Annotated in this window: 23 protein-coding genes; 5 read left to right on the plus strand and 18 right to left on the minus strand. The window is 51.9% G+C overall.

The genetic code is table 11. The annotated features are described in order from the left end of the window. Positions 1 to 30 precede the first annotated feature (30 nt). The 4 genes from DSCA_RS18315 (at position 31) to DSCA_RS18330 (ending at position 4364) form a co-directional block, all read left to right on the plus strand. Positions 31 to 861, plus strand: a complete 831-nt coding sequence (locus DSCA_RS18315) for an SDR family NAD(P)-dependent oxidoreductase (RefSeq protein ID WP_155317798.1) — start codon at positions 31 to 33, stop codon at positions 859 to 861. Between the two features lie 70 nt (positions 862 to 931). Further along, positions 932 to 1771 carry a MaoC/PaaZ C-terminal domain-containing protein gene (locus tag DSCA_RS18320; protein ID WP_155317799.1) on the plus strand — a complete coding sequence of 280 codons (840 nt, stop codon included), beginning with the start codon at positions 932 to 934 and terminating at the stop codon, positions 1769 to 1771. A gap of 199 nt (positions 1772 to 1970) precedes the next feature. Beyond that, the gene (locus DSCA_RS18325) at positions 1971 to 3176 is read left to right on the plus strand and encodes an acyl-CoA dehydrogenase family protein (RefSeq protein WP_155317800.1); all 1206 of its coding nucleotides are present in this window, start codon (positions 1971 to 1973) and stop codon (positions 3174 to 3176) included. 69 nt (positions 3177 to 3245) lie between these two features. Further along, positions 3246 to 4364 (plus strand): acyl-CoA dehydrogenase family protein, encoded by a 1119-nt coding sequence (locus DSCA_RS18330; RefSeq protein ID WP_155317801.1) that lies wholly within the window; start codon positions 3246 to 3248, stop codon positions 4362 to 4364. Between the two features lie 83 nt (positions 4365 to 4447). Here DSCA_RS18330 and DSCA_RS33275 read toward each other — a convergent pair whose 3' ends face one another. The 9 genes from DSCA_RS33275 to DSCA_RS18375 form a co-directional block, all read right to left on the minus strand. Beyond that, positions 4448 to 4753, minus strand: coding sequence for a transposase (locus DSCA_RS33275; RefSeq protein WP_155320478.1), 306 nt, complete (start codon positions 4751 to 4753; stop codon positions 4448 to 4450). Positions 4754 to 5005: 252 nt separating this feature from the next. Next, positions 5006 to 5218, minus strand: a complete 213-nt coding sequence (locus tag DSCA_RS33280) for a transposase (protein WP_155320479.1) — start codon at positions 5216 to 5218, stop codon at positions 5006 to 5008. A gap of 87 nt (positions 5219 to 5305) precedes the next feature. Beyond that, a complete protein-coding gene (locus tag DSCA_RS18345) occupies positions 5306 to 6430 on the minus strand; it encodes a CaiB/BaiF CoA transferase family protein (RefSeq protein ID WP_155317802.1) in 1125 nt (374 codons plus the stop codon). A 36-nt stretch (positions 6431 to 6466) separates the two neighbouring features. After that, positions 6467 to 7636 (minus strand): thiolase family protein, encoded by a 1170-nt coding sequence (locus tag DSCA_RS18350; RefSeq protein WP_155317803.1) that lies wholly within the window; start codon positions 7634 to 7636, stop codon positions 6467 to 6469. Next, positions 7633 to 8052: a Zn-ribbon domain-containing OB-fold protein gene (locus tag DSCA_RS18355; RefSeq protein ID WP_155317804.1), complete on the minus strand. Its 420-nt coding sequence runs from the start codon at positions 8050 to 8052 to the stop codon at positions 7633 to 7635. Before DSCA_RS18355 ends, DSCA_RS18350 begins: the two co-directional genes overlap by 4 nt. A 137-nt stretch (positions 8053 to 8189) precedes the next feature. Further along, entirely contained in the window at positions 8190 to 9341 is a 1152-nt protein-coding gene (locus tag DSCA_RS18360; RefSeq protein ID WP_155317805.1) for an acyl-CoA dehydrogenase family protein, read from the minus strand. Positions 9342 to 9462: 121 nt separating this feature from the next. Beyond that, positions 9463 to 11130 (minus strand): long-chain-fatty-acid--CoA ligase, encoded by a 1668-nt coding sequence (locus DSCA_RS18365; RefSeq protein ID WP_155317806.1) that lies wholly within the window; start codon positions 11128 to 11130, stop codon positions 9463 to 9465. A 61-nt stretch (positions 11131 to 11191) separates the two neighbouring features. After that, entirely contained in the window at positions 11192 to 11974 is a 783-nt protein-coding gene (locus tag DSCA_RS18370; protein ID WP_155317807.1) for an enoyl-CoA hydratase/isomerase family protein, read from the minus strand. 31 nt (positions 11975 to 12005) lie between these two features. Further along, positions 12006 to 12773 (minus strand): SDR family NAD(P)-dependent oxidoreductase, encoded by a 768-nt coding sequence (locus DSCA_RS18375; protein ID WP_155317808.1) that lies wholly within the window; start codon positions 12771 to 12773, stop codon positions 12006 to 12008. A gap of 287 nt (positions 12774 to 13060) precedes the next feature. Here DSCA_RS18375 and DSCA_RS18380 point away from each other — a divergent pair, with 287 nt between their 5' ends. Next, positions 13061 to 14596 carry a sigma-54 interaction domain-containing protein gene (locus DSCA_RS18380; RefSeq protein WP_155317809.1) on the plus strand — a complete coding sequence of 512 codons (1536 nt, stop codon included), beginning with the start codon at positions 13061 to 13063 and terminating at the stop codon, positions 14594 to 14596. A gap of 404 nt (positions 14597 to 15000) precedes the next feature. Here the strand turns inward: DSCA_RS18380 and DSCA_RS18385 are convergent, their stop codons facing one another. From DSCA_RS18385 to DSCA_RS18425, 9 genes are read right to left on the minus strand one after another with little or no spacing between them, the layout of a single operon-like run. Then, the gene (locus DSCA_RS18385) at positions 15001 to 16854 is read right to left on the minus strand and encodes an acyl-CoA dehydrogenase (protein WP_155317810.1); all 1854 of its coding nucleotides are present in this window, start codon (positions 16852 to 16854) and stop codon (positions 15001 to 15003) included. Positions 16855 to 16867: 13 nt separating this feature from the next. Next, positions 16868 to 18022, minus strand: a complete 1155-nt coding sequence (locus DSCA_RS18390; protein ID WP_155317811.1) for a CaiB/BaiF CoA transferase family protein — start codon at positions 18020 to 18022, stop codon at positions 16868 to 16870. A gap of 10 nt (positions 18023 to 18032) precedes the next feature. Further along, positions 18033 to 18470, minus strand: coding sequence for a PaaI family thioesterase (locus DSCA_RS18395; RefSeq protein WP_155317812.1), 438 nt, complete (start codon positions 18468 to 18470; stop codon positions 18033 to 18035). A gap of 3 nt (positions 18471 to 18473) precedes the next feature. Then, entirely contained in the window at positions 18474 to 19616 is a 1143-nt protein-coding gene (locus DSCA_RS18400) for an acyl-CoA dehydrogenase family protein (protein WP_155317813.1), read from the minus strand. Positions 19617 to 19626: 10 nt separating this feature from the next. Then, positions 19627 to 20766: an acyl-CoA dehydrogenase family protein gene (locus DSCA_RS18405; protein WP_155317814.1), complete on the minus strand. Its 1140-nt coding sequence runs from the start codon at positions 20764 to 20766 to the stop codon at positions 19627 to 19629. Positions 20767 to 20773: 7 nt separating this feature from the next. Next, the gene (locus DSCA_RS18410; RefSeq protein ID WP_155317815.1) at positions 20774 to 22432 is read right to left on the minus strand and encodes a class I adenylate-forming enzyme family protein; all 1659 of its coding nucleotides are present in this window, start codon (positions 22430 to 22432) and stop codon (positions 20774 to 20776) included. Continuing rightward, positions 22429 to 22590 carry a CoA transferase gene (locus DSCA_RS32300; RefSeq protein ID WP_197904621.1) on the minus strand — a complete coding sequence of 54 codons (162 nt, stop codon included), beginning with the start codon at positions 22588 to 22590 and terminating at the stop codon, positions 22429 to 22431. The genes DSCA_RS18410 and DSCA_RS32300 overlap by 4 nt, the downstream gene beginning before the upstream one ends. A 13-nt stretch (positions 22591 to 22603) precedes the next feature. Next, on the minus strand, positions 22604 to 22954 hold the full coding sequence (locus DSCA_RS18420) for a hypothetical protein (protein ID WP_155317816.1): 351 nt from the start codon (positions 22952 to 22954) through the stop codon (positions 22604 to 22606). 2 nt (positions 22955 to 22956) lie between these two features. Then, on the minus strand, positions 22957 to 23343 hold the full coding sequence (locus tag DSCA_RS18425; protein WP_155317817.1) for a YiiD C-terminal domain-containing protein: 387 nt from the start codon (positions 23341 to 23343) through the stop codon (positions 22957 to 22959). Positions 23344 to 23407: the final 64 nt, after the last annotated feature.

Raw genomic sequence — 23407 nt, forward strand, 5'->3', positions numbered from 1 at the left:
CGTGATAAATTAGCGAAAGGAAAAGAATAAATGGGAGATTTACTAAAAGGGAAAGTGGCCATTATCACCGGTTCGGGACGAGGCATCGGTCAGGCGACCGCACTAAAATTTGCAAAGGAAGGAGCAAAGGTTGTGGTCAGCGACATCGATGCCCTGCCCGCGGAGGAAACGGTTGGGCGGATTATCGATTCGGGCGGTGAAGCTGTAAGCTATGTGGGCGATGTTATGGTGCCTGACTTCGCACAAGGGATCGTCCAAAAAGCCGTAGACACATGGGGCGGCCTGCACATTATCGTGAACAATGCCGGGTTCACCTGGGACGGCATGATTCATAAAATGGGCGACGAGCAGTGGGACAAAATTCTCAACATCCACCTCAAGGCCCCGTATCGAATCATCAAAGCTGCCCATCCTTACTTCTGCAATGCGGCTATGGAAGAGATTGAAAAAAAGGGCATGGCCACAGCCAGGAAGATCGTCAACGTTTCATCCGTGGCAGGTGTGGGTGGCAATCTCGGCCAAGTCAACTACAGCTCGGCCAAAGCCGGTATCATAGGATTAACCAAAACCATGAGCAAGGAATGGGCCCGCTACAACGTCCAGGCCAATTGTGTGGCATTCGGATTCATCGACACACGCTTAACCCAGGACAAGGAAAAAGGGATTGAAGTGGACACGGGCAAGGAGAAAGTGGCCGTAGGCGTTCCGGCCAAGCAAAGGGACCTCTTCATCAGGATGATTCCCATGCAACGACCCGGCACCCCGGAAGAAGCCGCCAATACGATCCTGTTCTTTGCGTCACCCCTGTCCAATTATGTTTCGGGGCAAGTACTGATATGTGGCGGAGGATTTTCCATGTAGAACAATCACGGTCGACCCTTTTCCAATCGTGACCTCGCCGCTAATAATTAATAATTGAGGACCAATAATCATGTCGCTTAACTTGGATATCGTCGGAAAGGCAATAGAAGTCGAGCCGTTCAGCTACGACCACGACACCGTAATTCTCTATGCCCTGGGCATTGGGGCGGGAATGGATGAGTTGGACTATATCTACGAAAAGAAACTGAAAGTGTTTCCCACTTTTGCCGTTGTGCCGTTTATCCCAACGTTCCTGTCGGTTTTCGTTCCTAAGGCAGGTCTGAATCTGTTTAAAGTGTTACATGGAGAACAAAAGATCATTCTCCATAAACCCATTGCCCCAGCCGGCACCATTCATACATCCATGGTATGCGAGTCAATCTACGACAAGGGCCACAACGGAGCCGTGGTCAATGTGCATCTTTCTAGCCATGACGACTCCGGCGACCTAATTTTCGAAAACCGGGCCGTTATCATTGACCGCGGGGCCGGTGGATTCGGCGGTGAACGAGGGCCTAAAAGCGAAAAAATCGTGCCGCCGAAGGATCGGGAACCCGATTTTCAGGTGGAATATCCCATTCCCCCGAATCAGACCGCCCTATATCGTCTGAGCGGCGATAAAAACCCGCTGCACATCGATCCGTCATTCGCTAAAAAAGGTGGTTTCGAAAAGCCGATCCTGCAGGGGCTCTGCACCTATGGGTATGCCGGTCGGGCTATCGTCCAGACAGTATGCGGCGGGGAACCGTCGGCGCTAAAAGCTTTCTCGGCCCGCTTTATGAACGTCGTGTTCCCCGGAGAAACCATAACGGTAGCCGGCTGGAAGCGAGAGGGCGGCAACTATATCATTCAGGTAAACACCGCCGACGGGCGTCTCGTGCTGGGCAATGCCCTGGCAGAGTTAGCGTAACCGAATCGCCAGAGTGACATAAAACCTTTTAATGTCGACGTGGCGATTTACTGTGATGGATCGCAAGCCGTGGGCCAAAAAGTACGGTTTACAAAGGCTTCCACATTGCGTTGTATCTTTCAATTACTCTAATTTTGCGTTTTAAATCCGCCTTACGCAGGAGAATGAGGCGGAATCTCAAGGAATAAGGAATGGATAAATGGATTTTAAGCTAACCATTGCAGAGGAAACAAAGAAACAGGAATTCGAGGAGTTTTTCGAACATGAAATGAAGAACGCACCGCCGCAGTTTGGCAACGGCGGCCTGGAAGGCATTTACGATACCGAGGAAGGATTCGCTTTCCACAAATACATGGCGGACAAACTGGCGCAGAAGGGCTGGCTTTCCATGGGGTGGCCCAAGAAATACGGCGGCCAGGAGGCGTCCATTATGGAGCAGGTCATCTTCGACGAGGTCAGGGGGTATTACAATGCCCCGGGCGTGGACGGTTTTGCCGTGGGTATGTTTGCCCCCACGCTGATTGCAGGCGCAACCGAGGAACAAAAGGCTCGACTGCTTCCGCCGATCAGAGAAGGCAAAGCGTTTTACTGCCAGGGCTGGAGTGAACCGGATGCAGGGTCGGACCTGGCGTCCCTGACGACTACCGCCACGCGCAAGGGTGACTACTTCGTTGTCAATGGCCAGAAAACATGGACCACTGGCGCGCACCGGGCCGACTACATGTTTTTGTTGGCCCGAACCGACCCGGATTCAAAACGGGGAAAGGGACTCTCGGTCTTTCACCTGAAAATGGATCGGCCCGGCATCCAGGTCCGGCCGCTTTTGTACATGAACGGCAAGCACGTCTTCAACGAAGTCTTTTTCAACGATGTGAAGATTCCGGCCGAGGATCTGATCGGCGTGGAAGGTGAGGGTTGGGCGCTGACGCGCCAGACCATGAATTTCGAGCGCAGCGGAGCCGGGGGGTTTTCAGGGGCCAAACGCTATCTCGAGCAATTGATCGATTACGTTAAGACGACTGTCCGGAACGGCCAGCCCCTGTCCAAAGATCCCAATGCCCGGCGAAAAATTGCAAAGCTTTTCATTGGCGCGGAAGTGGGTAAAACGCTTGCTTACAAAATAGCCTGGATGCATCAGAAAGGCGATTTTTCAGGCCTGATCACGGCTGCATCCGCTTCCAAGCTGTATTCGACGGAATTGGCCCAAAAACTGGCCAATTACGCCACCGAAATAATGGGCCTTTACGGTCAGCTGGAGGAAGATCCGTGGGCACCCATGGGCGGCACCATGACGGATCTTTACCAAATGAGCAAAGGGGCCACCATCTATGCCGGCACCAATGAGATTCAACGAAACCTGATCGCCTGGGTTGGATTGGGGTTGCCGCGTTTAAAATTAAAATAATCGTATTGATTAAAGAAAACAAACGAGCATAACCAACATGGATCATGTGCTTTTGGAGGAAGATAGCAAATGAATCTGGATTTCAGCAAAGAACAGGAAATGCTGCGAAAGTCTGTTGCAGAATTTTTGTCCAAAGAATGCCCCTTTGATAGAGTCAGGGAGATCGAAGACAGCGAAGCCGGCTTTGATAAAAAGATGTGGAAGAAAATGGCCATGCTGGGATGGATGGAGCTCTATTTTCCGACAAGCTACAGTGGGCTTGGGAGCTCTTTTACGGACATGACCATCATCTTGGAAGAGATGGGGAAAAAAGCGCATCCGAGCCCATTTTTCACAACGGTAATCCTATGCGGCCTGATCCTGATAGAGGGTGCATCGGAGAAACAGAAAAAGGAGCTTTTAACCAAGATTGCCACCGGGAAGAGAATCATGGCCCTGGCGCAATACGAAGAAGAGGCCAGCTACTTCGAGTCGGGAATCCAGCTCGAGGCCCGGCGTGAAGGTAGCGATTATTTCCTGAACGGGAAAAAGCTGTTTGTTCTGGAGGCGAACATTGCCGACGATATCATTGTTGCCGCCAGAACCGATGAAGGGGTGACGCTGTTTATAGTGGACGTTAAAAAAACCCCCGGCGTTTTCGTGCAAAAAATGAAGACCATCGGAAAGGATAACAATTGCGTGGTCACTTTCGAGAATGCGAAGGTCGCGAAGGAAGATATGATCGGTGCCCCAGGCAGCGGGTGGAAGATTTTGGAAAAGATCGCGCCTAAAGCGATCGTGGCTAAATGCGCAGAGATGCTGGGCGGGTGCGAAGCATCCATTGCCATGACCGCAGCCTATGCCAAAAAACGGGTGCAGTACAGCACGCCCATCGGCGGGTTCCAGGCTATTCAACACTACATGGCCAATATGCGCGTGGCATATGACACAAGCATCTATTACCTGCACAAGGTTGCTTGGATGGTGGATCAAGGCATGGAAGCCAGAAAAGAGGTCTCCGCACTCAAAGCGCAGGTAAACGAGCAATACAAGTTCATCACCGATCGCGCTGTACAGATTCACGGTGGTATCGGGACGACAAGGGAGTTCGATATCGGCCTGTTTTACAGACGCGCCAAAGCCTGCGAACCTGTATTGGGAGATACAGACTACCATCTAGACAAACTTGCACAGGTGTTGGAATTGTAGTTCGGTATTCGTCGACGGCCAGTCGCTGGTGGACGGATGCCTGAAAGGTCAGCAGGCAGGACAAAAAAAACCCATATGTGTTTTTACATACGACGCCCCAGAGCCGATAGTGCGCCATAGGTCCCAACCGTTTGACGGATATGAATCGCACAAATCACGCAATCGGCAGCACCGACTATGTATGGAAATCCTGTCACGGAAAAAGCCTTATAAACCGAGAGCAGGTTTTCGTGTCGAACCAACAATCGGCGATAATTTTCGATCCAGGAGAACGTTCGTTCAACGATCCAACGTTTTCTATCGCGTCGCAGCTTGCAATCATCTTGCAGCTTGGGTTTTTGCCTGTTTTTTCGATGTGGACAACTCAGATCAATCTGGCGCTTTTTCAGTTTTTTCGAAGCGGATCACTATCGTAAGCACGATATGCAATCAGACGTTTGGGGCGCATCTTCGGCCTACCCAGTTTGTTGCGAGGCACTTTGATTTGGGCCATCACCTCGTCAACAAGGGTTACTTCGTGCGGGGATGCAAAGGTAATGGTACTTCCCGAAGGAATACCTTTGCCCTTTTTTTGGCCGGAGCGAAACTGCTGTCGATGAAGGCTTCTTCCCAGTCCAACAAAGACTTATCGTCAGGATCAGCTAAGAATTTGCGCCATACATCGAGCCAAACACCCTCATTCCCCCATAGTCGCAAACGTCGCCGCATGTTGACGGGCTTGGATATTTGCTGGGCAGATCCTTCCAAGCACCCCCCGTTCGCAGAATCCAAAGGATTCCTTCCAACACGTCTCGGTTGTCAGCTTGGGGAACGGCGACACAATCCTTTCGAGGTTTTGTAAGTAAAGGTTCAATCCGTTTCCACTGCTAATCATTTACAATCTGATACATTCTATGAGTTGATTGTTCATTCCTTGGGGTTAAATTCCGCGGATTAACACTTCACACGCCTTGCAGTATACTAAGAACCTCCTCGCTATGCTGGCCGAGTTGAGGCGTCAACAGCATTTCACTTTGTTGTTTATCCGGTGATGAAAACGGGCTGGTCAAAAAGGGGCGCCCTTCATCGTCACTTGTGAGCAATGCTCGTTCTTGGCACAGGTTGGATCCAATCGTTTCGGTTAGGGTCAGCACCGGCTCACAGCAAGCGTCTGTTTTGTTGAACACTTGGACCCATTCTGCCTGAGTGCGGCTTTTGAAAATAGCAGATACTTTTTCGATGATAGCGTGCCCGCCAAATTGAAGCTCAAAAAAATCTTCCCTACCAACGGCTTTACAGAAATTTTTCCAGAATTTGGGCTCTACAGCTGCCAGAGACATCCAACGGCCGTCGCGGGTTTCATAAATTTGATAAAATGGTTGACTGCCAGACAGAAAATGCCCAACAGAAGCCGTTTGAGGATTCGCACTCATTGTTTGTAAATGACAGAGGCTTAAGACATTAAGGGCAAAGACGCCGTCAAACATGGAGATATCAACCTGTTGTCCTTTGCCGGTTCGGCTGCGTTCAATGATTGCGGCTAAAAGAGCAGACAGGGAGAGCAGACCTCCACCGGCCAGGTCGGCAACGGGAAGAGGTGGGACTCTAAGATCCTGGGAGATGGCTCCTCCAGTATCGAAACTACCAGCAAGCGCCTGAAAGTTGAGATCGTGTCCGGCACGATGGGCGTAGCTGCCCGCCTGGCCATAGCCAGTGATGGAAACATAGATAATATTAGAATATTTTGGACTGACGCTATCGTAATCAAGCTTAAGGGATTTCATCACACCCGGGCGAAATCCTTCTATGACAATATCATAATCTCCAAGTAGGGCGAGGAAAGTAGCGCGTCCTTCAGGATTTTTAAGATCCAAGAGCAGGCTTTTTTTCCCTCTGTTGACCATGTCAAAGACAGGGAAGTAGTTTTGTTGGCCCTTGTTCATAAATGCCCTGGCAAGATCGCCTCCCTTGGGCGGCTCAATTTTGAGAACCTCGGCGCCCATTTCAACCAGTAGCCATGTCATGTAAGGGCCCGGCAGGTTCATGCTCAAATCGAGGATCCGTAATCCTCGGAGGGCATTTTTCATAAGATTTCCTCAACACTTATTGAATAGTCAATCAAATTATTTTATCAACACCTGAAACCCGCCGACCACAGCCGATTCAATTCCCGACAGTACCCCCCCCAGCATTTGAGCCATGCCCACCTTGGCATCTTCCACCTGATTCTTCCCGGCCTCTCCCCATAACTGACGGGTGACATCGTTAACGACTCTGACACCGGAGGCACCGAGTGGGTGTCCCATGGACAGCAAGCCTCCGCTGGGATTCACCGGGCAACGACCGCCAAGTTCAGCGGCTCCGGAACGCGCAAAGGCAACCCCTTCTCCCGGTGGACAAAGTCCCAGCATTTCATAGGCTGCCAACTCCTCTCCGGAGAAGGCATCGTGTATCTCAAGCACATCAATATCTTTCCACGCCTCAACGCCTGCAATCTCACAGGCCTTTCGGGCGCCCTGAATATTTGTTTCCAATGCCAATGGATCGTATGAGGAATCCTCGGGGCCGCTGACTTCAATGACAGAGGATACGAGCCTGACCATAGGACGATGGTGATTTTTATTGAATTTTTTATAGTATTTCTCGCTGCAAAGGATGACCGCGGCTGCCCCGTCGCTCTGCGGGCAGCACTGAAGAACTGTTATCGGATCAGAGATCATCGGTGAATCCATGATTTCCTGGAAACTGACTTCTTTTTTATATTGGGAAAATGGATTATCCATACCAGCCTTGTGATTCTTGATAGACGGATAACAAATATCTTCCAGCGTTGCTCCGCGCTCTTCCATCAATCGGTTGCACATCATGGCAAAAAATGAGGGCATGGTAAGCGACAATTTGGCTTGAAGATCCCCTTCTATACCTATTAGCCCTTTGCCGAATTTTTTATTAAAGGCCGACATGGACTCTACACCGAGCGCCAGACCGATATCGTAAACGCCGTGTGCAATATCGCGATATAGTAAGTGCACTGCGCTTGAACCACTGGCGCAAGCGTTCTCCACCGTAAACATTGGAATCCTTGCCATCCCCAAACGAATGAGTGTTGACTGGATGACATTTGGCGGGCTGTTAATACTCCCGCAATAAGCGACTTGAAATTCTTTGGGAGAAATTTCGGCGTCGTTGACTGCAGATAGTGCCGCTGTGGCCCCCAGATCATTTACGGTGAGGCCTTCGTGCTTGCCAAAAATGGTTTGGCCAATTCCTAAAACATATACATCTCGATTCATTTAATACCTCCACATCCATTCTTACAGGGCACATAGTAATAGCCAAGGACTTCTGTTCCATCTTTTTCGGTCCAAATCACCCCGGTTTTCATTTCTACCTGAAGCCCGTTTTTTAGATCTTCGATATCCGCGTGGATCTGTCCGAATACACGCGTGCCCTCTGGCAGATCAATATAACCGGCGATAATCGGTGGTTTGTAAGGACCGACCGGAACCCTTGTTATCGTGTAGGAAAACACGGTACCGGTTTTGCTCAGTTGCTTTTTTTTCCCCTTTCCAGAGGAGCAAAAAGGGCAAAGCTCAACTACGGGATAGGATGTTTTTCCACAAGCATCACATTTGAATCCCATCTGGACCCACTTGTCGTTTTTTTTTTCCAAAGCATCCGAGTGAAATATTATTTGGTTTTTCGGCATTCATTCCTGCCTTTCTTTGCTTGTCGGCTTAAAATTGCACGGCTTTTTCTGCAACGGTTCACGAGCACTAGAAAGTGACTTCCCGTTTGCCATTTGCCATCAACCAATACCAAATCAGAATCGCTCTTTGGCGGCGTTCATTTTCGCTTTTTGAGAATTCTTCCTATGACGAGGCGCTGAATTTCCGATGTCCCTTCAACGATTTGAAGGATCTTGGCGCCCCTATAGTACCGGGCAATAGGATACTCCTCCATTAAACCGTACCCCCCATGGATCGATAGGGCGTCGCTGGCCGCCTTTTCAGCCATTTCCGATGCATAAAGCTTGGCGGCCGATGCCTCGAAGGCATGGGAGCGTCCCTGATCCTTTAGCCAGGCTGCTTTCAAATACTGATTTCTGGCCAGTTCGATCGCCACGGCCATATCCGCCAGTTTGAACTGAATCGTCTGAAAGTCGAATATCGGCCGACCGAACTGATGCCTGCCCTGTGCATACTTGAGACTTTCGTCCAAGCAGGCTTGGGCCAGACCGACGGCCATTGCGGCGATGCTGATCCGGCCGGTTTCCAGAACAGTGAGATGTTGTGCAAATCCGCGATTCGGATCCCCCAGAAGATTTTCTTCGGGCACACGGCAATTGGAAAGGATCACTTCATGGGTTGCCGAATGGTGCCATGCAATTTTTCTGTATCTCTCCCCCAGCTTGAATCCGGGCGCATCCTTGGGAACGATAAAGGTCGAAATGGTATCGGCGTTGTCCCCATCCTTGACTCGTGCCGCCACAATGGTCATGGACGCATTGTCAAGTCCGATATTGGTGATGAACTGTTTGGTACCGTTGAGCACCCATTCTCCGTTCTTTAATTCTGCCGTCGTCTGCAACGCCCCCGCATCAGAGCCCGAATCCGGTTCGGTCAGCCCGAAGGCGCCAATCTCCTTCCCTTGGGCCAATGGAACGAGCCACTTTTTTTTCTGCTCTTCCGTACCAAATACGGCGATTTCCTGCGCTACGACACTGGTGGTTACATCGAGAAGACCACCCAGGGAGGCGTCAATACGCGATATTTCTTCGATGCACAAATGCATGCCTACCCAGTCCCCGCCCATGCCTCCATATTTTTCGGGGAAGGGAATTCCCATAAGACCGAGTTCCGCCATTTTACTCATGATGTCATAGGGGTATTCTCCGTTGCGTTCGCACTCCTCGATCCTCGGGGCGACCTCTTTCTGTGCGAAACGGCGGACCTCCTTGCGAATCATCTGCTGTTCTTTTGTAAGACTAAAATCCATTCATTGCCTCCATGGTGAAGATAGCGGTGCGCTTAACGCGGGCTGCCCTGAAAGATCATGATGCGAATCAGCAAGAGGCACACCCCTATTTTTATATTCAAAACGTCTCCAAAAGATACCGCTATTCATCTAAGAAGAACCTCTCGTGCTCTTTCCGCGCGACTTTTTTGTCGAATTTCCCCACACTCGTCTTCGGAATTTCATCAACAAAAATGACATCGTCGGGAAGTTGCCATTTAGCGAAATGGGCACCGATCGAACCGATAATGTCTTCCGGTGTGACTGATCCCGCCATCCCTTCCCGCAGAACGACCAAGGCCAAGGGCCGTTCCTGCCATTTGGGATGGGATAGACCGATGACACAGGCCTCGAGTACATTTTCATTTGCCATTATCGCATTTTCGAGATCGATGGACGATATCCATTCCCCACCGCTTTTGATTACATCTTTGAACCTGTCCGTAATTTTAACGTATCCGTTTTTGTCAATGGTCGCCGCATCCCCGCTCTGCCAATATCCGTCTTCATCAAAACAATCTGCAGTACGCGCATCGTTGTGGTAGCTTGCAGTGATCCATGGGCCCCGAACAAGGAGTTCACCGACCGTTTCTCCGTCGGCAGTAACCTCGTTACCATCGGCGCCGACGATTTTAAGGTCGATCCCACACAATGGTAAGCCCTGTTTTTTCTGGTTGCCCCATTCCTTCTCCTGGGTCCATCCCTTGATGGTCGGCTTGAAACGATTTATCAGAACAAGCGGTGTGGTTTCAGTAGCACCGTATGCATGAAGGATTTCGGCCTTGCCCAGATCCCAATACCCCCGCATCATTGAGAGAGGGGGTTCCGTAGCACCGGAAATCATGCGAAGGCCTGTGAAATCAGGTTTTTCCGGCAGGCTACGGATGTATTCGAGCATCGGCATGAAGATGGCCGGGGCGCCGCCGTTAAAGGTCACCTTTTCCGATACCATCAGATCCACCAGGATCTCGGTTGTTTCCATGGTATATCGTCCGGGGAAAACGAGCTTTGCCCCCACCATCGGTGCTCCGAGCCAGATCCCCCACCCCTGGCCGTGAAACATCGGAACCGTCTGCATGACCACGTCGTCCATTTTCAGCCCGACGCTATACGCAAACACCATCGTATGCAGGTAGATGCATCGGTGGGAATAGTATACGCCTTTGGGCTTTCCAGTAGTTCCCGATGTATAACAGGCGCTGTAGGCGGAATTTTCATTGATCATCGGCCATTGGAATACGGGTTCTTCCTTTTCAAGAAGCGCTTCATAGCTTTTTGGCGAATCAAGGCTGGTTTCGATATCCGCCAAATCCTTGTCCGTAATTACCGCAAAACCCTCAACCGTATTAAGCTGATCGGCGACGGCCTCCACTAACGGCAGGAGGGTGTCGCCTACGAAAATATAGCGGGCCTCGCTGTGATTGATAACGTAGGACAGATCAGCGGGTGATAAACGAAGGTTCATCTGAAGTACCACGGCACCGATACCCGAGATGGCGAAATAGAGTTCGAAATGCCTGTAAGTGTTCCATTCCATTACCCCGACCCTGTCTCCAGGCTTGATACCAAGCCTTTTCAATGCATTGGCCAGTTTCTGGATCCTCTCGTAGGCTTGACCGTAATTGTAGCGGAAAAGCGATCCGTCATTCTTCCGGGAAACGATCTCAACTTCCGGGTAGGTTTTTGCCGCGCTTTTGATCATTGAAATGGTATTCAATGGGTAGTTATTACCAGATGTTGACGGACAGCCATCAATAATCGTGTAGCTCATTTTTCCTCCTTCGAGTCCTGACTTTGTTAAGCTTAAATGTTTTCGGAACACATCCCACCGGCTAATTGCCGGTAAATAACGGCTTGCGCTTTTCAAGGAATGCCCGCATGCCTTCTTTTAAATCATGTGTTGAAAAAAGCATTTCAAAGCACCGAGCCTCGTAGGCAAGTGCTGAATACAGGTCCACATTGATGCCATTTGAGGCGGCAGTCTTATTCGCCTTGAGCGCCAGTCGGGGGCGTTTTGCAAACTTTCGGGCCAAGTTGATGGCTTCGTTCATAAGAGACGCTGCCGGAAAGACACGGTTGACCAGCCCGATCCGGAATGCTTCCTGCGCATCGATCGGATCGCCCGAAAAAAGCATCTCCTTGGCCCTTCCCAGACCTATTAGGCGAGACAGACGCTGGGTTCCGCCTGCCCCGGGAATCACACCAATTTTGATCTCAGGCAGACCGAATATGGCGTTATCTGCAGCCAGGCGGATATCGCAGGCTAGGGCCAACTCGCAGCCGCCCCCCAAAGCCATCCCCGTTACCGCAGCGATCACAGGGATTTCGATCTTTTCGATTTTGTTCATTACAGCTTGGGCCTTAATCACAAAATCGTGGGCTGCAACAGGGGATTCAAGTTGGCTCACTTGGTGAATATCAGCGCCCGCGGCAAAACTTTTTTGCCCACCAGTGATGATGACGGTTGCGATATCAATATCTTTTGCGATGCTGTCAGCCACTTGTTCCAGCTCGGCCAGCATTTCAATGCTCAAAGCATTCATGTGACTGGGGCGATTGAGGGTGATCAATGCTCGATTCTCATCTTTTTCATACAAGATCGTCTCGTAAGGCATCCGTTTATCCTTTATCGGTTGTCTTGCTTGGTTACCGCGCAGCCATTCTAAGAGCAGCGTCTAGACGGATCGTCTCTCCATTCAATACCGGATTTTCAATGATTTGCCGGGCCAGTTGGGCAAATTCACCTGGCAAACCTAAACGTTTGGGGAAAGGAATTGTCTCCGCTAAAGCAGCTTTAACGTTTTCTGAAAGCCCTGCCAAAATCGGGGTTTCGAACAGGCCCGGGGCGATGGTCATCACCCGGATGCCATAGTCAGCGAACTCACGAGCGATCGGTAACGTCATGCCCACAACGCCAGCTTTAGAAGCACTGTAGGCGGCCTGGCCAATCTGCCCTTCAAAGGCCGCAACGGATGCCGTATTGATTACCACGCCTTTTTCGCCATCGGCGTTGGGTGCATTGCGTAGCATTTTATCTGCGGCCTGGCTCAAGACGTTCATGGTGCCGACCAAGTTGATCATGATCACCTGACTGAAGCGGTCCATAGGCATGGGGCCCTTTTTTCCAATCACCTTCATGGGCGTTCCAACGCCAGCACAATTGATCACCACATGTACCGCACCAAAAGTATCAACCACCTTATTGACTGATGCTTTTACGGAACCTGGATCCACCACGTCGGTATTGCAAAAAAGGGCATTGTCGCCTACTTCGGCTGCAATTTTCTTTCCCCGTTGTTCGTCCAAGTCGAAAATAGCTGCAGTTGCACCTTTGTTGACGAACTGGCGAATGCAAGCCTCTCCCAGTCCAGAAGCCCCTCCGGTGACAATTATCGTAGCCCCCTCAAGATCCATACGAGTTTCTCCTTTCACCTAGTTTGGTTGTCTTTGAACCTGGTGGTACCATGCAATTTTTTTCAACTGATATGTACTGACTCAATTTCATGCTCCAAGAATAGTGCCAGAAAATCATTATGAAAAAGCCGCATAATATCAAATTGTTGCGCCTCCACTCTAACTATCCCCTACAATCCGGAAAAATTTCGTCATATACGATGATTTTGGTTGTCATATATGGCGAAATCATCATATGTTGTGTTGTATAGTCTCCCCTATTTAAAATTAAGAAAGAGGCAAAACCGATGGAATTTTTTTTCAGGGAAGCAACGCTTGCCATTTGCGGAAGCCTCGATATTGAAGAGGCTCTCTGGCAATGCCTGCTCTGCATTCGTAAATACATACCCGCTGACATGCTCTCTCTTCATATTTACGAACAGGAAACAGGCCTTTTGGAAACAGTGGCATATACGACGGAAAGCGGTGGAGTAGAATGTTCATTCAAAAACACACTTCCCGTCAATGTGATCAAAGATTTGGAGGAAAGGCGATCCATTGGGGCCTGGATGGTCGATCGGCTGGGGGATCACGACGGAACACGAGAAGCCGCCGCCTATTTTAATGGGACGGAAATGGCGGGTATCATCATGGATCTCGTTCTGGGAAAAAAGCTGATGGGGGTAATTGTGGTTGCCGGTAAAGACCCCAAACGATTTTTGCCAAATCATCTCAATCTTTTAGAATTGCTGAACAAACCGATTGCGGTAGCACTGACCAACAGCATGCGCCATCGGGAACTCAAACGGCTCAAAGATTTACTGGCAGACGATAGTCGCTATTTCCAGAACGAACTCCGGCGCCGTGTTGGACAGGACGTTATCGGTACAGAGTTGGGCCTTTACAGTACCATGGAGATGGTCCGGAAAGTCGCACCGATAAACAGCCCCGTCCTTTTGCTGGGAGAGACTGGCGTTGGCAAAGAGCTCATCGCAGGGGCTATTCACAACTCATCTTCAAGGAAGACAGGCCCTATGATCAGCTTCAATTGTGGCGCCATTCCACCGACCCTTATGGACAGCGAACTGTTCGGTTATGAGAAGGGCGCTTTTACTGGCGCCACCTCACAAAAACGGGGTGTCTTCGAGCGGGCCCAGCATGGCACCATATTTCTGGATGAAATTGGTGAACTGGCTCCCGATGCGCAGATAAGGCTGCTCAGAGTCCTGCAGCAAAAAGAGATACAACGGGTAGGCGGGGTTGAGATAGTGAAGTTGGACATTCGGGTGATTGCGGCGACCCACCGCGACCTGAAGGATATGATGGGGGAAAAAAAATTCCGCAAAGATCTTTTCTTCCGGCTGAATGTTTTCCCGATCACCATTCCCCCCCTGCGAGAACGTAAGGAGGACATCCCGGCTCTTGTGCAGCATTTTATATTGGAAAAGGCGAGGGAGATGAAACTGAGAAAAATTCCCCAGTTGATGCCTGATGACGCGACCCGGCTGATGGACTACGAATGGCCGGGTAACATCCGAGAACTCGAAAATGCCGTTGAGAGGGCTTTGATTCTCAACAAAGGACAATTTCTAACATTTGAAGACTTTCCGTTCAATCAAATGAAGGAACCTTCGTATACTGGAGAGCTACCCACCCCATCTTTGACGCTGCCTCTCGATACGGTTATTTCGAAATACATTCAAGATACCCTTGCGATCACTAAAGGTAAAATATATGGGAAAGGTGGTGCCGCTGAGCTTTTGTCAGTCAATCCCAGCACCTTGAGGCACAGGATGAAAAAACTTGGCATCACCTCCAAGAAAACATACTATCAATCGCATTGATGATTTTCTGATTTTTGAACTACCCAACCTCGATTGATTCCAGGAATAACTGTTAACTGAAGTTTTACAATTAGGGCGCCAAATCGGTCCTTCAGCGTGCATAACCTATTGTAATTGTTAGACCGAGCTAAAATTTCTCCCAAAAAGACAGTGCCACATAATTGGTGCATAATTATCGATATTTCTCGACTGCCCCAGAATCAGGAATACCATCGAAACATGGTCCTATTCCTCTCAACTCATCGAGAATGCAGTCATTAAACCAGGGTTAAAAAATAAAAAGGTTCCGGGCCGGGCACCAGGATTGTCCCGACCCGAAAACACCGGCCCGAAAAGGTTGTTCCGGAAATCCGGCATCATTCTTTTACGGGGGATGGCACCCCGCCGTAAAAGTAAATTATCCATTAGGTGCCGAATGAAAGTTCGGGCATATCGACTACGGCCGAATCCATGGCTTTAATGGCATCCATTTTCCCGTTGGTTACGGGCAGGATGGACTGGATAAAATATTGGGCTGTGGTGAGCTGCCCCTGGTAGAATGCCGCGTGCTTGTTTTTCTCCAGAAATGCAGCCAGGTCGGCACCGGTTTTTTCCTTGGTCAGTTTTGCCAGGGGGCCTACGGCAATGGAAGCACGCCAGAGCAACATCCAGGCCGCCACCACATCTCCCATGACATCCAGGAAGGGGCAGGCATGGGCAAAGGCTATTTTGAATTTCTCCGACATAGCAGTGAGTCCGATATGCTGGGCCACTTCCGTGAGCCGGTTCAGGCTGGATTCCAGGTTGTTTGCCATCTCGCCCAGGGCCGGGACCTCCCTGGCCTGATTAATGGTCTTGGTAATCTCCCCTGCCAGATCCATGAAGACCTGCCCCTTTTTCATGCCCAGTTTCCGGGCCAGAAGGTCCATGGCCTGGATCCCGTTGGTTCCTTCGTAAATGGGGGCGATACGGGCGTCTCTGAGGAGCTGTTCCACCGGGAAATCCTTGGTATATCCGTAGCCGCCGAATACCTGCAACCCCTCGGAGCAGACCTCAACCCCCCGGTCCGTGCAATAGGCTTTCAGGATGGGAGTGAGAAAGTCCAGCAGCCCTTTATGATAGGCACGGTCTTTTTCATCCGTGGCCAGCTCCTCTTTTTCCACAAGGGAAATCCCGTAATAAATCATGGACCGCATGGCCTCCACATGGGCCTTCATCCAGAGCAGCATTCGCCGGACATCAGGGTGCTTGATGATGTTGACCTGGGGAGCGTTCTGGTCCAGGGCGTTTTCCAGGGCCCGGCCCTGGAACCGTTCCCGGGCATATCCCAGGGAATGGCCATAGGAGGCGGCCGCACAGTTCAGGCCGATGGCCGCCACCATGAGTCTGGCATCGTTCATCATCTGGAACATCACCTTCATGCCCTTGTTTTCCTCGCCCAGCAGCAGGCCGCGGCATTTTCCCTTGGACCCGTAGGTCAACGCGCAGGTGGCGGAACCGTGGATGCCCATCTTTTCTTCAATGCCCGTACAGACGATATCGTTGTCATCCCCCAGGCTGCCGTCTTCATTGACCCAGATTTTGGGGACGATGAACAGGGATATTCCCTTGGTACCGGCCGGGGCCCCTTCGATGCGGGCCAGGACCGGGTGGATGATATTATCGGTTAGATCCTGTTCCCCCGAGGTAATGAATATCTTGTTTCCGGTGATGGAATAGGTACCGTCATCGTTTTTCACGGCCGTGGTGGTCAGGGCTCCCACATCGGATCCGGCTCCGGGCTCGGTGAGGTCCATGGTGCCGCCCCACTCGCCGGTGTACATTTTTTTCAAAAAGAGTTCTTTCTGGAGTTTTGTACCGAATACTTCGATCATCCGGCCCGCGGCATGGCCCTCGAATCCATAGAGTCCAAAGGCGTAGTTTGCCCCTGAGAGGTATTCAGAAGCAGCCGTGGCAATCATGGCGGGCAAACCCTGTCCTCCAAGCTCAGGATCGGCGGTCATGGCGGTCCACTCCCCTTCCACAAAAAGCTTGTAGGGTTTTTTAAAACATTCGGGCACATGGACCTTGCCCTTGTCAAAGGTTGCCCCTATCTTATCGGACTCGGCAAAAGTGGGCAGGATCTCCTTGATGGCAAGTTTTCGGGCCTCGGAGATGATCATGTCAAACATCTTTTTATTAAAATCTTCGTACTTTTCGTATTGGCAGATTTCCTGGATCCTGAACTGTTCATATAATACGAAATCAATGTCTCTCCGGTCGGCAATCTGGTGGGTCATGGTCGTATACTCCTCAAATTATTTTATCTTGTTGAAATTTATTTATATCTTCCCGGGTATAGCCCAGGCCCGCAAGGATCTCTTCGGTACTCTGGCCGAAGGATTCCGGCGGGGTCCTGACCTGCCCCGGTGTACGGCTCAATTTTACGGGAACGCCGATGGTGGGGCTGCCTGCAAGGTCCACCACCATTTCCCGCTCCCTGTACAGGTCTCCTTTCACTGCTTCGTCCATGGTCTTGACGATTGAGAAGCAGACGTCGGCCTCTTCCAGAAGTTCCTTCCAATAGGAAGCAGGCCGGCTGGCAAATTTATCCCTGAACCAGGCGACGATCTCCTTTTTCCGGCCCTCATCCATTTGAAGAGGAATATATTCTTTTGCACCCAACAGGGTACAAAGCCGTTTCCAGAATACGGCCTCCACCGCCCCCAGGGATAGGTATTTCCCGTCCGAGGTTTCATAGGTGTTGTAACAGGCATACCTGTGGGAGAGCATGGTCCGGCCACGCTGCTGGGCCATGCCGAAGAGCTGGGAGAAAAACCGGGGCAGAATCAAGAATCCGGCCACCCCGTCTGTCATGGAGATGTCGATGTACTGGCCTTTGCCCGTGGCGTTTCTGGAGATCAGGGCCAGAAGAATGCCGATGGCTGCGTTCATGGCGCCGCCGGCAATATCCGCGATCTGCACCCCGGGGATGGCAGGGGGCTGGTCCGTGCTCCCCATGAGGTCCAGAATGCCCGCCTCAGAGATGTAATTCACATCATGGCCCACCCGGTCCTTCAGGGGACCGGTCTGACCGAAGCCTGTGATGGAACAATAGACAATGCCGGGGTTCACGGCTTTCACCGATTCGTAATCCACGCCCAGCCGGTTCACCACCCCGGGCCTGAATCCTTCGAGAACCACGTCGGCATCCTTGAGCAATTTGAAAAAGATCTCTTTCCCTTTTTCTGTTTTCAGGTTCAGGGACATGTGCCGCTTGTTCCGGTTTACCCCGTCGAAAAATATCTCCCCGGTCTTTTTGGTGCCGTCTTCAATGGCAATGACCTCGGCCCCGTGGTCGGCCAGGATCATGGAACAGAAGGGCCCGGGCAAAAGCCTGGACAGGTCCAGCACCTTTACGCCAGCCAGGGCCCCCCATGGATCCGATGATTCAGCTTTATGATTCATAAACCAATCCTTAATACTTTCTCAATTGATAAAATCCCCGGGTCACGGCCACCACATTATCGTTGGCATCCATGAGTTCTCCGTCCAGGATAAAGTCGGCCTTGCCCTTTTCTTCGGCCTCTTTTTCCACCCGGGCCGCTTCAGCCTCATCCATGGAAATTTCTATGGTCACATCTGTGGTCGCGGGCTTGACGAATTTGATGTTCATCTCCTTGACCACGGGGTAGAATTTGCTCCCGTCAAAGGAGGTAAAGACCAGAATGCCCCCCGGCACCTCGGCCAGAGTGAACAGGGCCCCGGCCCAGACCGTACCCAGGTGGTTTTCATTCCCTTTCTTGGGGAGCATGAGCTTTACCCTGTTCGGTGCCAGGTCCAGGGCTTTCAGCCCCATGTTCCTTAAAAACGCAAACTTGGTCTCAACAAGTTCTTTCAATTCTGTCATTTCCATGGCTTACAATCCCATTGTTTTGGCGATGATGGTTTTCATGATCTCGTTGGTTCCGGCAAAGATGGAGGTCACCCGGGCGTCCCGGAACATCCGGGCCAGGTCATGGCTTTCCATGGCCGCCTCGGGCCCCATGATATCCAGGCACCTGGCGGACAGGAGCTTGGACATCTCCGTCATCCGGTATTTAGCCATGGAGGTCTCCTTGATCACCTGTTTTCCCGCCATGTGGTCATTGAGCAGGACATAGGCGAAATTCTTCTGGATCTCTAATTCCGTGGCCATTTCCACCAGGGCGAACTGGACGGACTGGTATTTGCTTAAAGGTTTGCCGTTCCTCTTCCGGGTTTTGCAAAATTCAACGGCCCGGGCCAGCATGGCTTCGGTGCCGAAGACCCCGCCCACGGCGCAGACCAGCCGTTCCTGCTGGAGTTTTTGCATGAGCATGAGAAAACCGTCTCCGGCATTGCCCAGACGGTTGGCCACAGGAATTCTGCAGTCGGAAAAAAACAATTCGGCTGTATCCTGGGAGGCCCAACCCATTTTTTCAAAGGGTTTTCCCTTGGTGAATCCCGGGGTTCCCTCTTCCACCAGGTAAAGGGAGATGGCCTGGTGGGGATTCTCAACCTCGGGACTCCGGGCCGCCAGCACCACCAGGTCGCAGTTGACGCCGTTGGAAATAAAGGTCTTGGACCCGTTGAGGATGATTTCGTCCCCCTCCTGTACGGCCGTGGTCTCCATGGAGGCCACATCGGACCCGGCCCCGGGCTCGGTCATGGCAACGGCCGCTATGATATCCCCGGATACGCAGCCGGGCAGGTAGGCCTGCTTCTGGGCCTCACTGCCGAATGAATGGACATAGGGGACCACGATATCGCTGTGCAGGCCCACGGCCAGTCCCGTGAAATTGATCCTGGCCACCTCGTCCCAGACGATGACGGAATAGAGGAAATCCAGGCCCTGGCCCCCGTACTCTTTCTCAATCCAGGGGCAGAGGAAGCCGCTTTTCCCCATGGCCCGCCACATGGATTTGGGAGTGAGATGTTCTTTCTCACACTTGGGAATAAGGGGAACCACCTCATCGGCAAGAAAAGCGGCCAGGCGTTCTCTATAGGCCTTGTGATCATCGGTAAATTTTAATATCTCCATGGTCTACCCCTTATTTGATTTTTCCGATTACAGCGTCCGCAATGGTGTCCCGGCGCAGGTCCGGATTCGAACAGAAAAGCTTTAAAAATTTGGCATCCCTGTAAAAATGCTCCACTTCGCCTTCATGCATGTACCCGTATCCCCCGTGGATCTGCAGGGCCTCATCCGCCACTTCCTCGGCGGCTTTACAGGCATATTCCATGGCCATGGCCGGCAGCAGCGCCGCCTTGTTTCTAATGTCAAAGGACCTGGCCGCCCCATAGGCAATGCCCCGGGCCAGCTCGATCTTGAGGGCCATGTCTGCGATTTTATGGCGCAGTGTCTGAAAAACCGCGATTTTTCTACCGAACTGCTCCCGCTGCTTGGCATAGGCCAGGGTCCGGTCCATGGCCCCCTGGGCAATTCCCAATGCCATACCCGCATTGACCAGGCGCACCTGGTCCAGAAATTTTTCCACCAGCTTCCCTCCTTGACCCGGTTTTCCCAGGACCCGGGTCTGATCCACCCGCACATTGTCCAGTTCAAGATCTGCCCAGGGGGTCATGGTGTTGCCCAGCTTCCGGGGCATGGGGGCGAGGGAGAGGCCCGGGGCATCCCTATCCGCCAGGAAAAGAACGCCACCCGGGGATTCTTCGGTTTCACAGAGCAGAATAAAAAAAGCGGCATCCATACCGTTGGCCACCCAGGTCTTTTTCCCGGAAATCACCCATTCATCGCCTTCGGGAACTGCACGGGTGGAAAGTCCGGTCAGGTCATATCCCAGCCGGGGCTCGAAAAGCCCCGCCCCGCAGAGAGATTCCCCCAATGCCAGGGGCTCCAGATATGTTGATTTCTGCTCCTTTGTACCGGCAGCCATGACCAGTTCACCGCCAAATCCCGCCAGCACCAGGGCCATGCCGCAGGAGGAATCCTGCCGGCACAAGGCCTCGGAGGCAAGCAGGGTGTCAAACACCCCCAGGCCTCCGCCGGAAAAATCCTCCTCAAAATGGAGGCCGACAAAGCCCAGGCCCGCTGCCTTTTCCCATATCTTTTTGGGGAACTCCCCGGCCTTTTCCAGGTCAAGGAGCTCATCCTTGTCAAATTCCCCACGTGCAAACTCCCAGACGGCTTTCTGGATCTGCTTTTGGGACTTGTCCAGTTCAAAGGTCATGGTATAATTAGTTCCTTTCGAGTTTTGATAAAATATCCTGCCTCAGATTCTTTTTCAGGACCTTGCCCACCGGGTTTCTGGGGATGGTCTCAACCATCTCCAGCCGCTCGGGATGCTTATATTTGGCCACCCCTTTTTCCTCCAGAAATGAGGTCAGCTCCTCCAGGGTCAAGGTTTGCTCCGGTGCGGGCACCACGTATACACACAGCTTCTCTCCCAGGTTTTCGTCGGGCATGCCCACCGCGGCAACGTCCTGGGCCTTGGGATGGGCCATGAGGTAATTCTCCATCTCCTGGGAACTGATATTGTACCCGCCCCGGATGATGATATCCTTGGCCCGTTCGTAAAAGGAGATGGCGTCGTCTTCCTCTATTCTGAAAACATCTCCGCTCCTGAAGAACCCGTCTTCGGTAAATGCTTTCTTGGTATGTTCCGGTGACTTATAATACCCGGCAATCACCCCCGGCCCTTTGTAAACCAGTTCTCCCACTTCACCGACCTGCGTGACCTCCTTACCCAGGGGATCCAACAGTTTGGCGATGATATGGCCCGAGGCCCGGGTTTTCCAGGTCACGCCTTCCTTCCCATAATGGGGGAAACAGGAGGCCCGCTTCTCCATATCGGGCATGTCGTCAAGGCCGGAGATAAAACCGGTTCCCTCGTTCTGCCCCCAGATATTTCCGATGTCGATGTCCCACCGTTTCTTGAACTCCTGCATGGTCCAGAGGGAGGGCGGGGCAGACCCCAGGGTAATGGTCCGGAAAGAGGTCAGATCAAACTGATCCACGGAAGGATGCTTGGCCAGCATATTGGCCAGGGCCGGAACCAGCAGGGTGTAATTGGGTTTTTCCGTCATGATCTGCTGGATGAATACCCCCGGATCAAAGGGATGGTGGAGGACCATGGTGCCCCCTAGGACCACCCATGGAATGAATACCGTGCCCACGGAGGCCATGTTCACAAGGGGCCCTGCCGTAAGCATCACGTCCCCGGCCTTCATGCCGGCGGCATCCTGGATGGAGGCCATGCCGGCCCAGTTGTTGTGGCTTAAGGGGCAGCCCTTGGGATTGGCTTCGGTGCCTGAGGTCCAGCAGATGGTAAAAATATCATTGGATGTCACCCCAATCCCGTCCAGGGAGGTGGCGGATTCTTTTTCACTCATCTCCCGGACCGCTTCCAGGTTGAACACATGGTTGAGGTCCGGATGTTTTTTTGCCAGCCCCTTTGCCATGTCCATGTGGCCGAATCCGTTGAACTCATCCAGGGTAATGAAAATTTTCGCCTCGGTAAGGCCGGCGATATAGCCCAGCTCGGCCTCCCGCCAGAGCACCGGGGCCGGGGAAATAATCCCCCCGGCCTTGGACACGGCAAAATAGAGCATGGCAAGCTCCCAGGAATTGGGCAGCTGGACTATGACCACATCGTCCTTTTTCAGCCCCAGGTCCACAAAGGCCTTGGCAGTATTGTCGATGGCCTTCTGAAACCGGCCATAGGAGATCCGTTCGGCCTCAAATCCGTTCAGCTCCTTTCGGTTGGGCGGGTCGGTAATACAGATCTTGTCCGGATCTTTTCCAACATGAACGGCGAGCCAGTCCATGAGGGTCATGTCCGAATAAATCCCTGCTGCCATATACTGGTCAATGATCTCTCTGGATGCTAGAATCATCTTTCCCCCTTTCTTGGGTTAAGGTTTGTCCATATAACGCCTGCCGTACAACTCGCGTAGTTGACGTCGTGGCCGGCCCGGTCCCGGTAGTTTCCAGTCTGACCGTAGCCGGTGATGGAGCAGTAGATGACCCCTTTGAGTGCTCCGTCGGTCGTCATGATGGCCTCCTTTCTATAACCAGGCGCGAAACCTCACCTGTTGTACCTTCTCTTTGGCCTGAATCAGGCGTTGGATTTCCTTGCGAGAATCCGGTTCGCCAATCTCTTCCATGCGGGAGATGGAAAACCCGTCCGGGTCCTTTTTGTATTTCCAGTTTATTACAACTCCCTGAACGAGAGCGTAGCCGCATCCTCCGCTCCCGCAGCAGGTAGTGTCAAAAAGGGCGTAACCGCAAAGGTAAAGCACCTGACGACCCCTGAAGGAGAGTCTCCCCTCCTTGCAGAAACGGTAGTGGCCGCCGATGGCCGACACCGACCGATCCAGATCCCGATGGACGTAGTCGTATTGCAGATAGTGTCCCATGTTCAACTCCCGTTCACCCGCATCTGGTAAAGACCGCAGCTCAGGGCCACCACCTGATCGGCAGGGTCCCTGATCTCCCCGATCAATTCGTAATCGGCCTTGCCTTTTTCGGCCACCTCGCCATTGATGCGCCGTATCTCCTCTTTAGAGAGGGAGATTTCGATGGAAACATCGCCGAAGGACGGCCGCCGAAACCGCAGATTCAAATCTTTTACGACGGGATAGTATCTTGAGGCGTCGAAAGTACTCATGAAGAGGGCGCCACCGGGCATTTCCGCCAGGGTGAAAATCGCTCCGGCGTATATGCTGCCGATGTGATTCTCGTTTCCTCCGATAGGGGCGATCAGCTTGACGTACCCGCGCTCGAGAGCCATCACCTTGAGGCCCATGCCCTGGACAAAAAGGCAATCTTGTTTTCGATAAACGCTTTCATTTTGGCTTCCATAGGCAAGG

Source organism: Desulfosarcina alkanivorans (genome assembly GCF_009688945.1).
GTDB classification, from domain to species: Bacteria; Desulfobacterota; Desulfobacteria; order Desulfobacterales; family Desulfosarcinaceae; genus Desulfosarcina; species Desulfosarcina alkanivorans.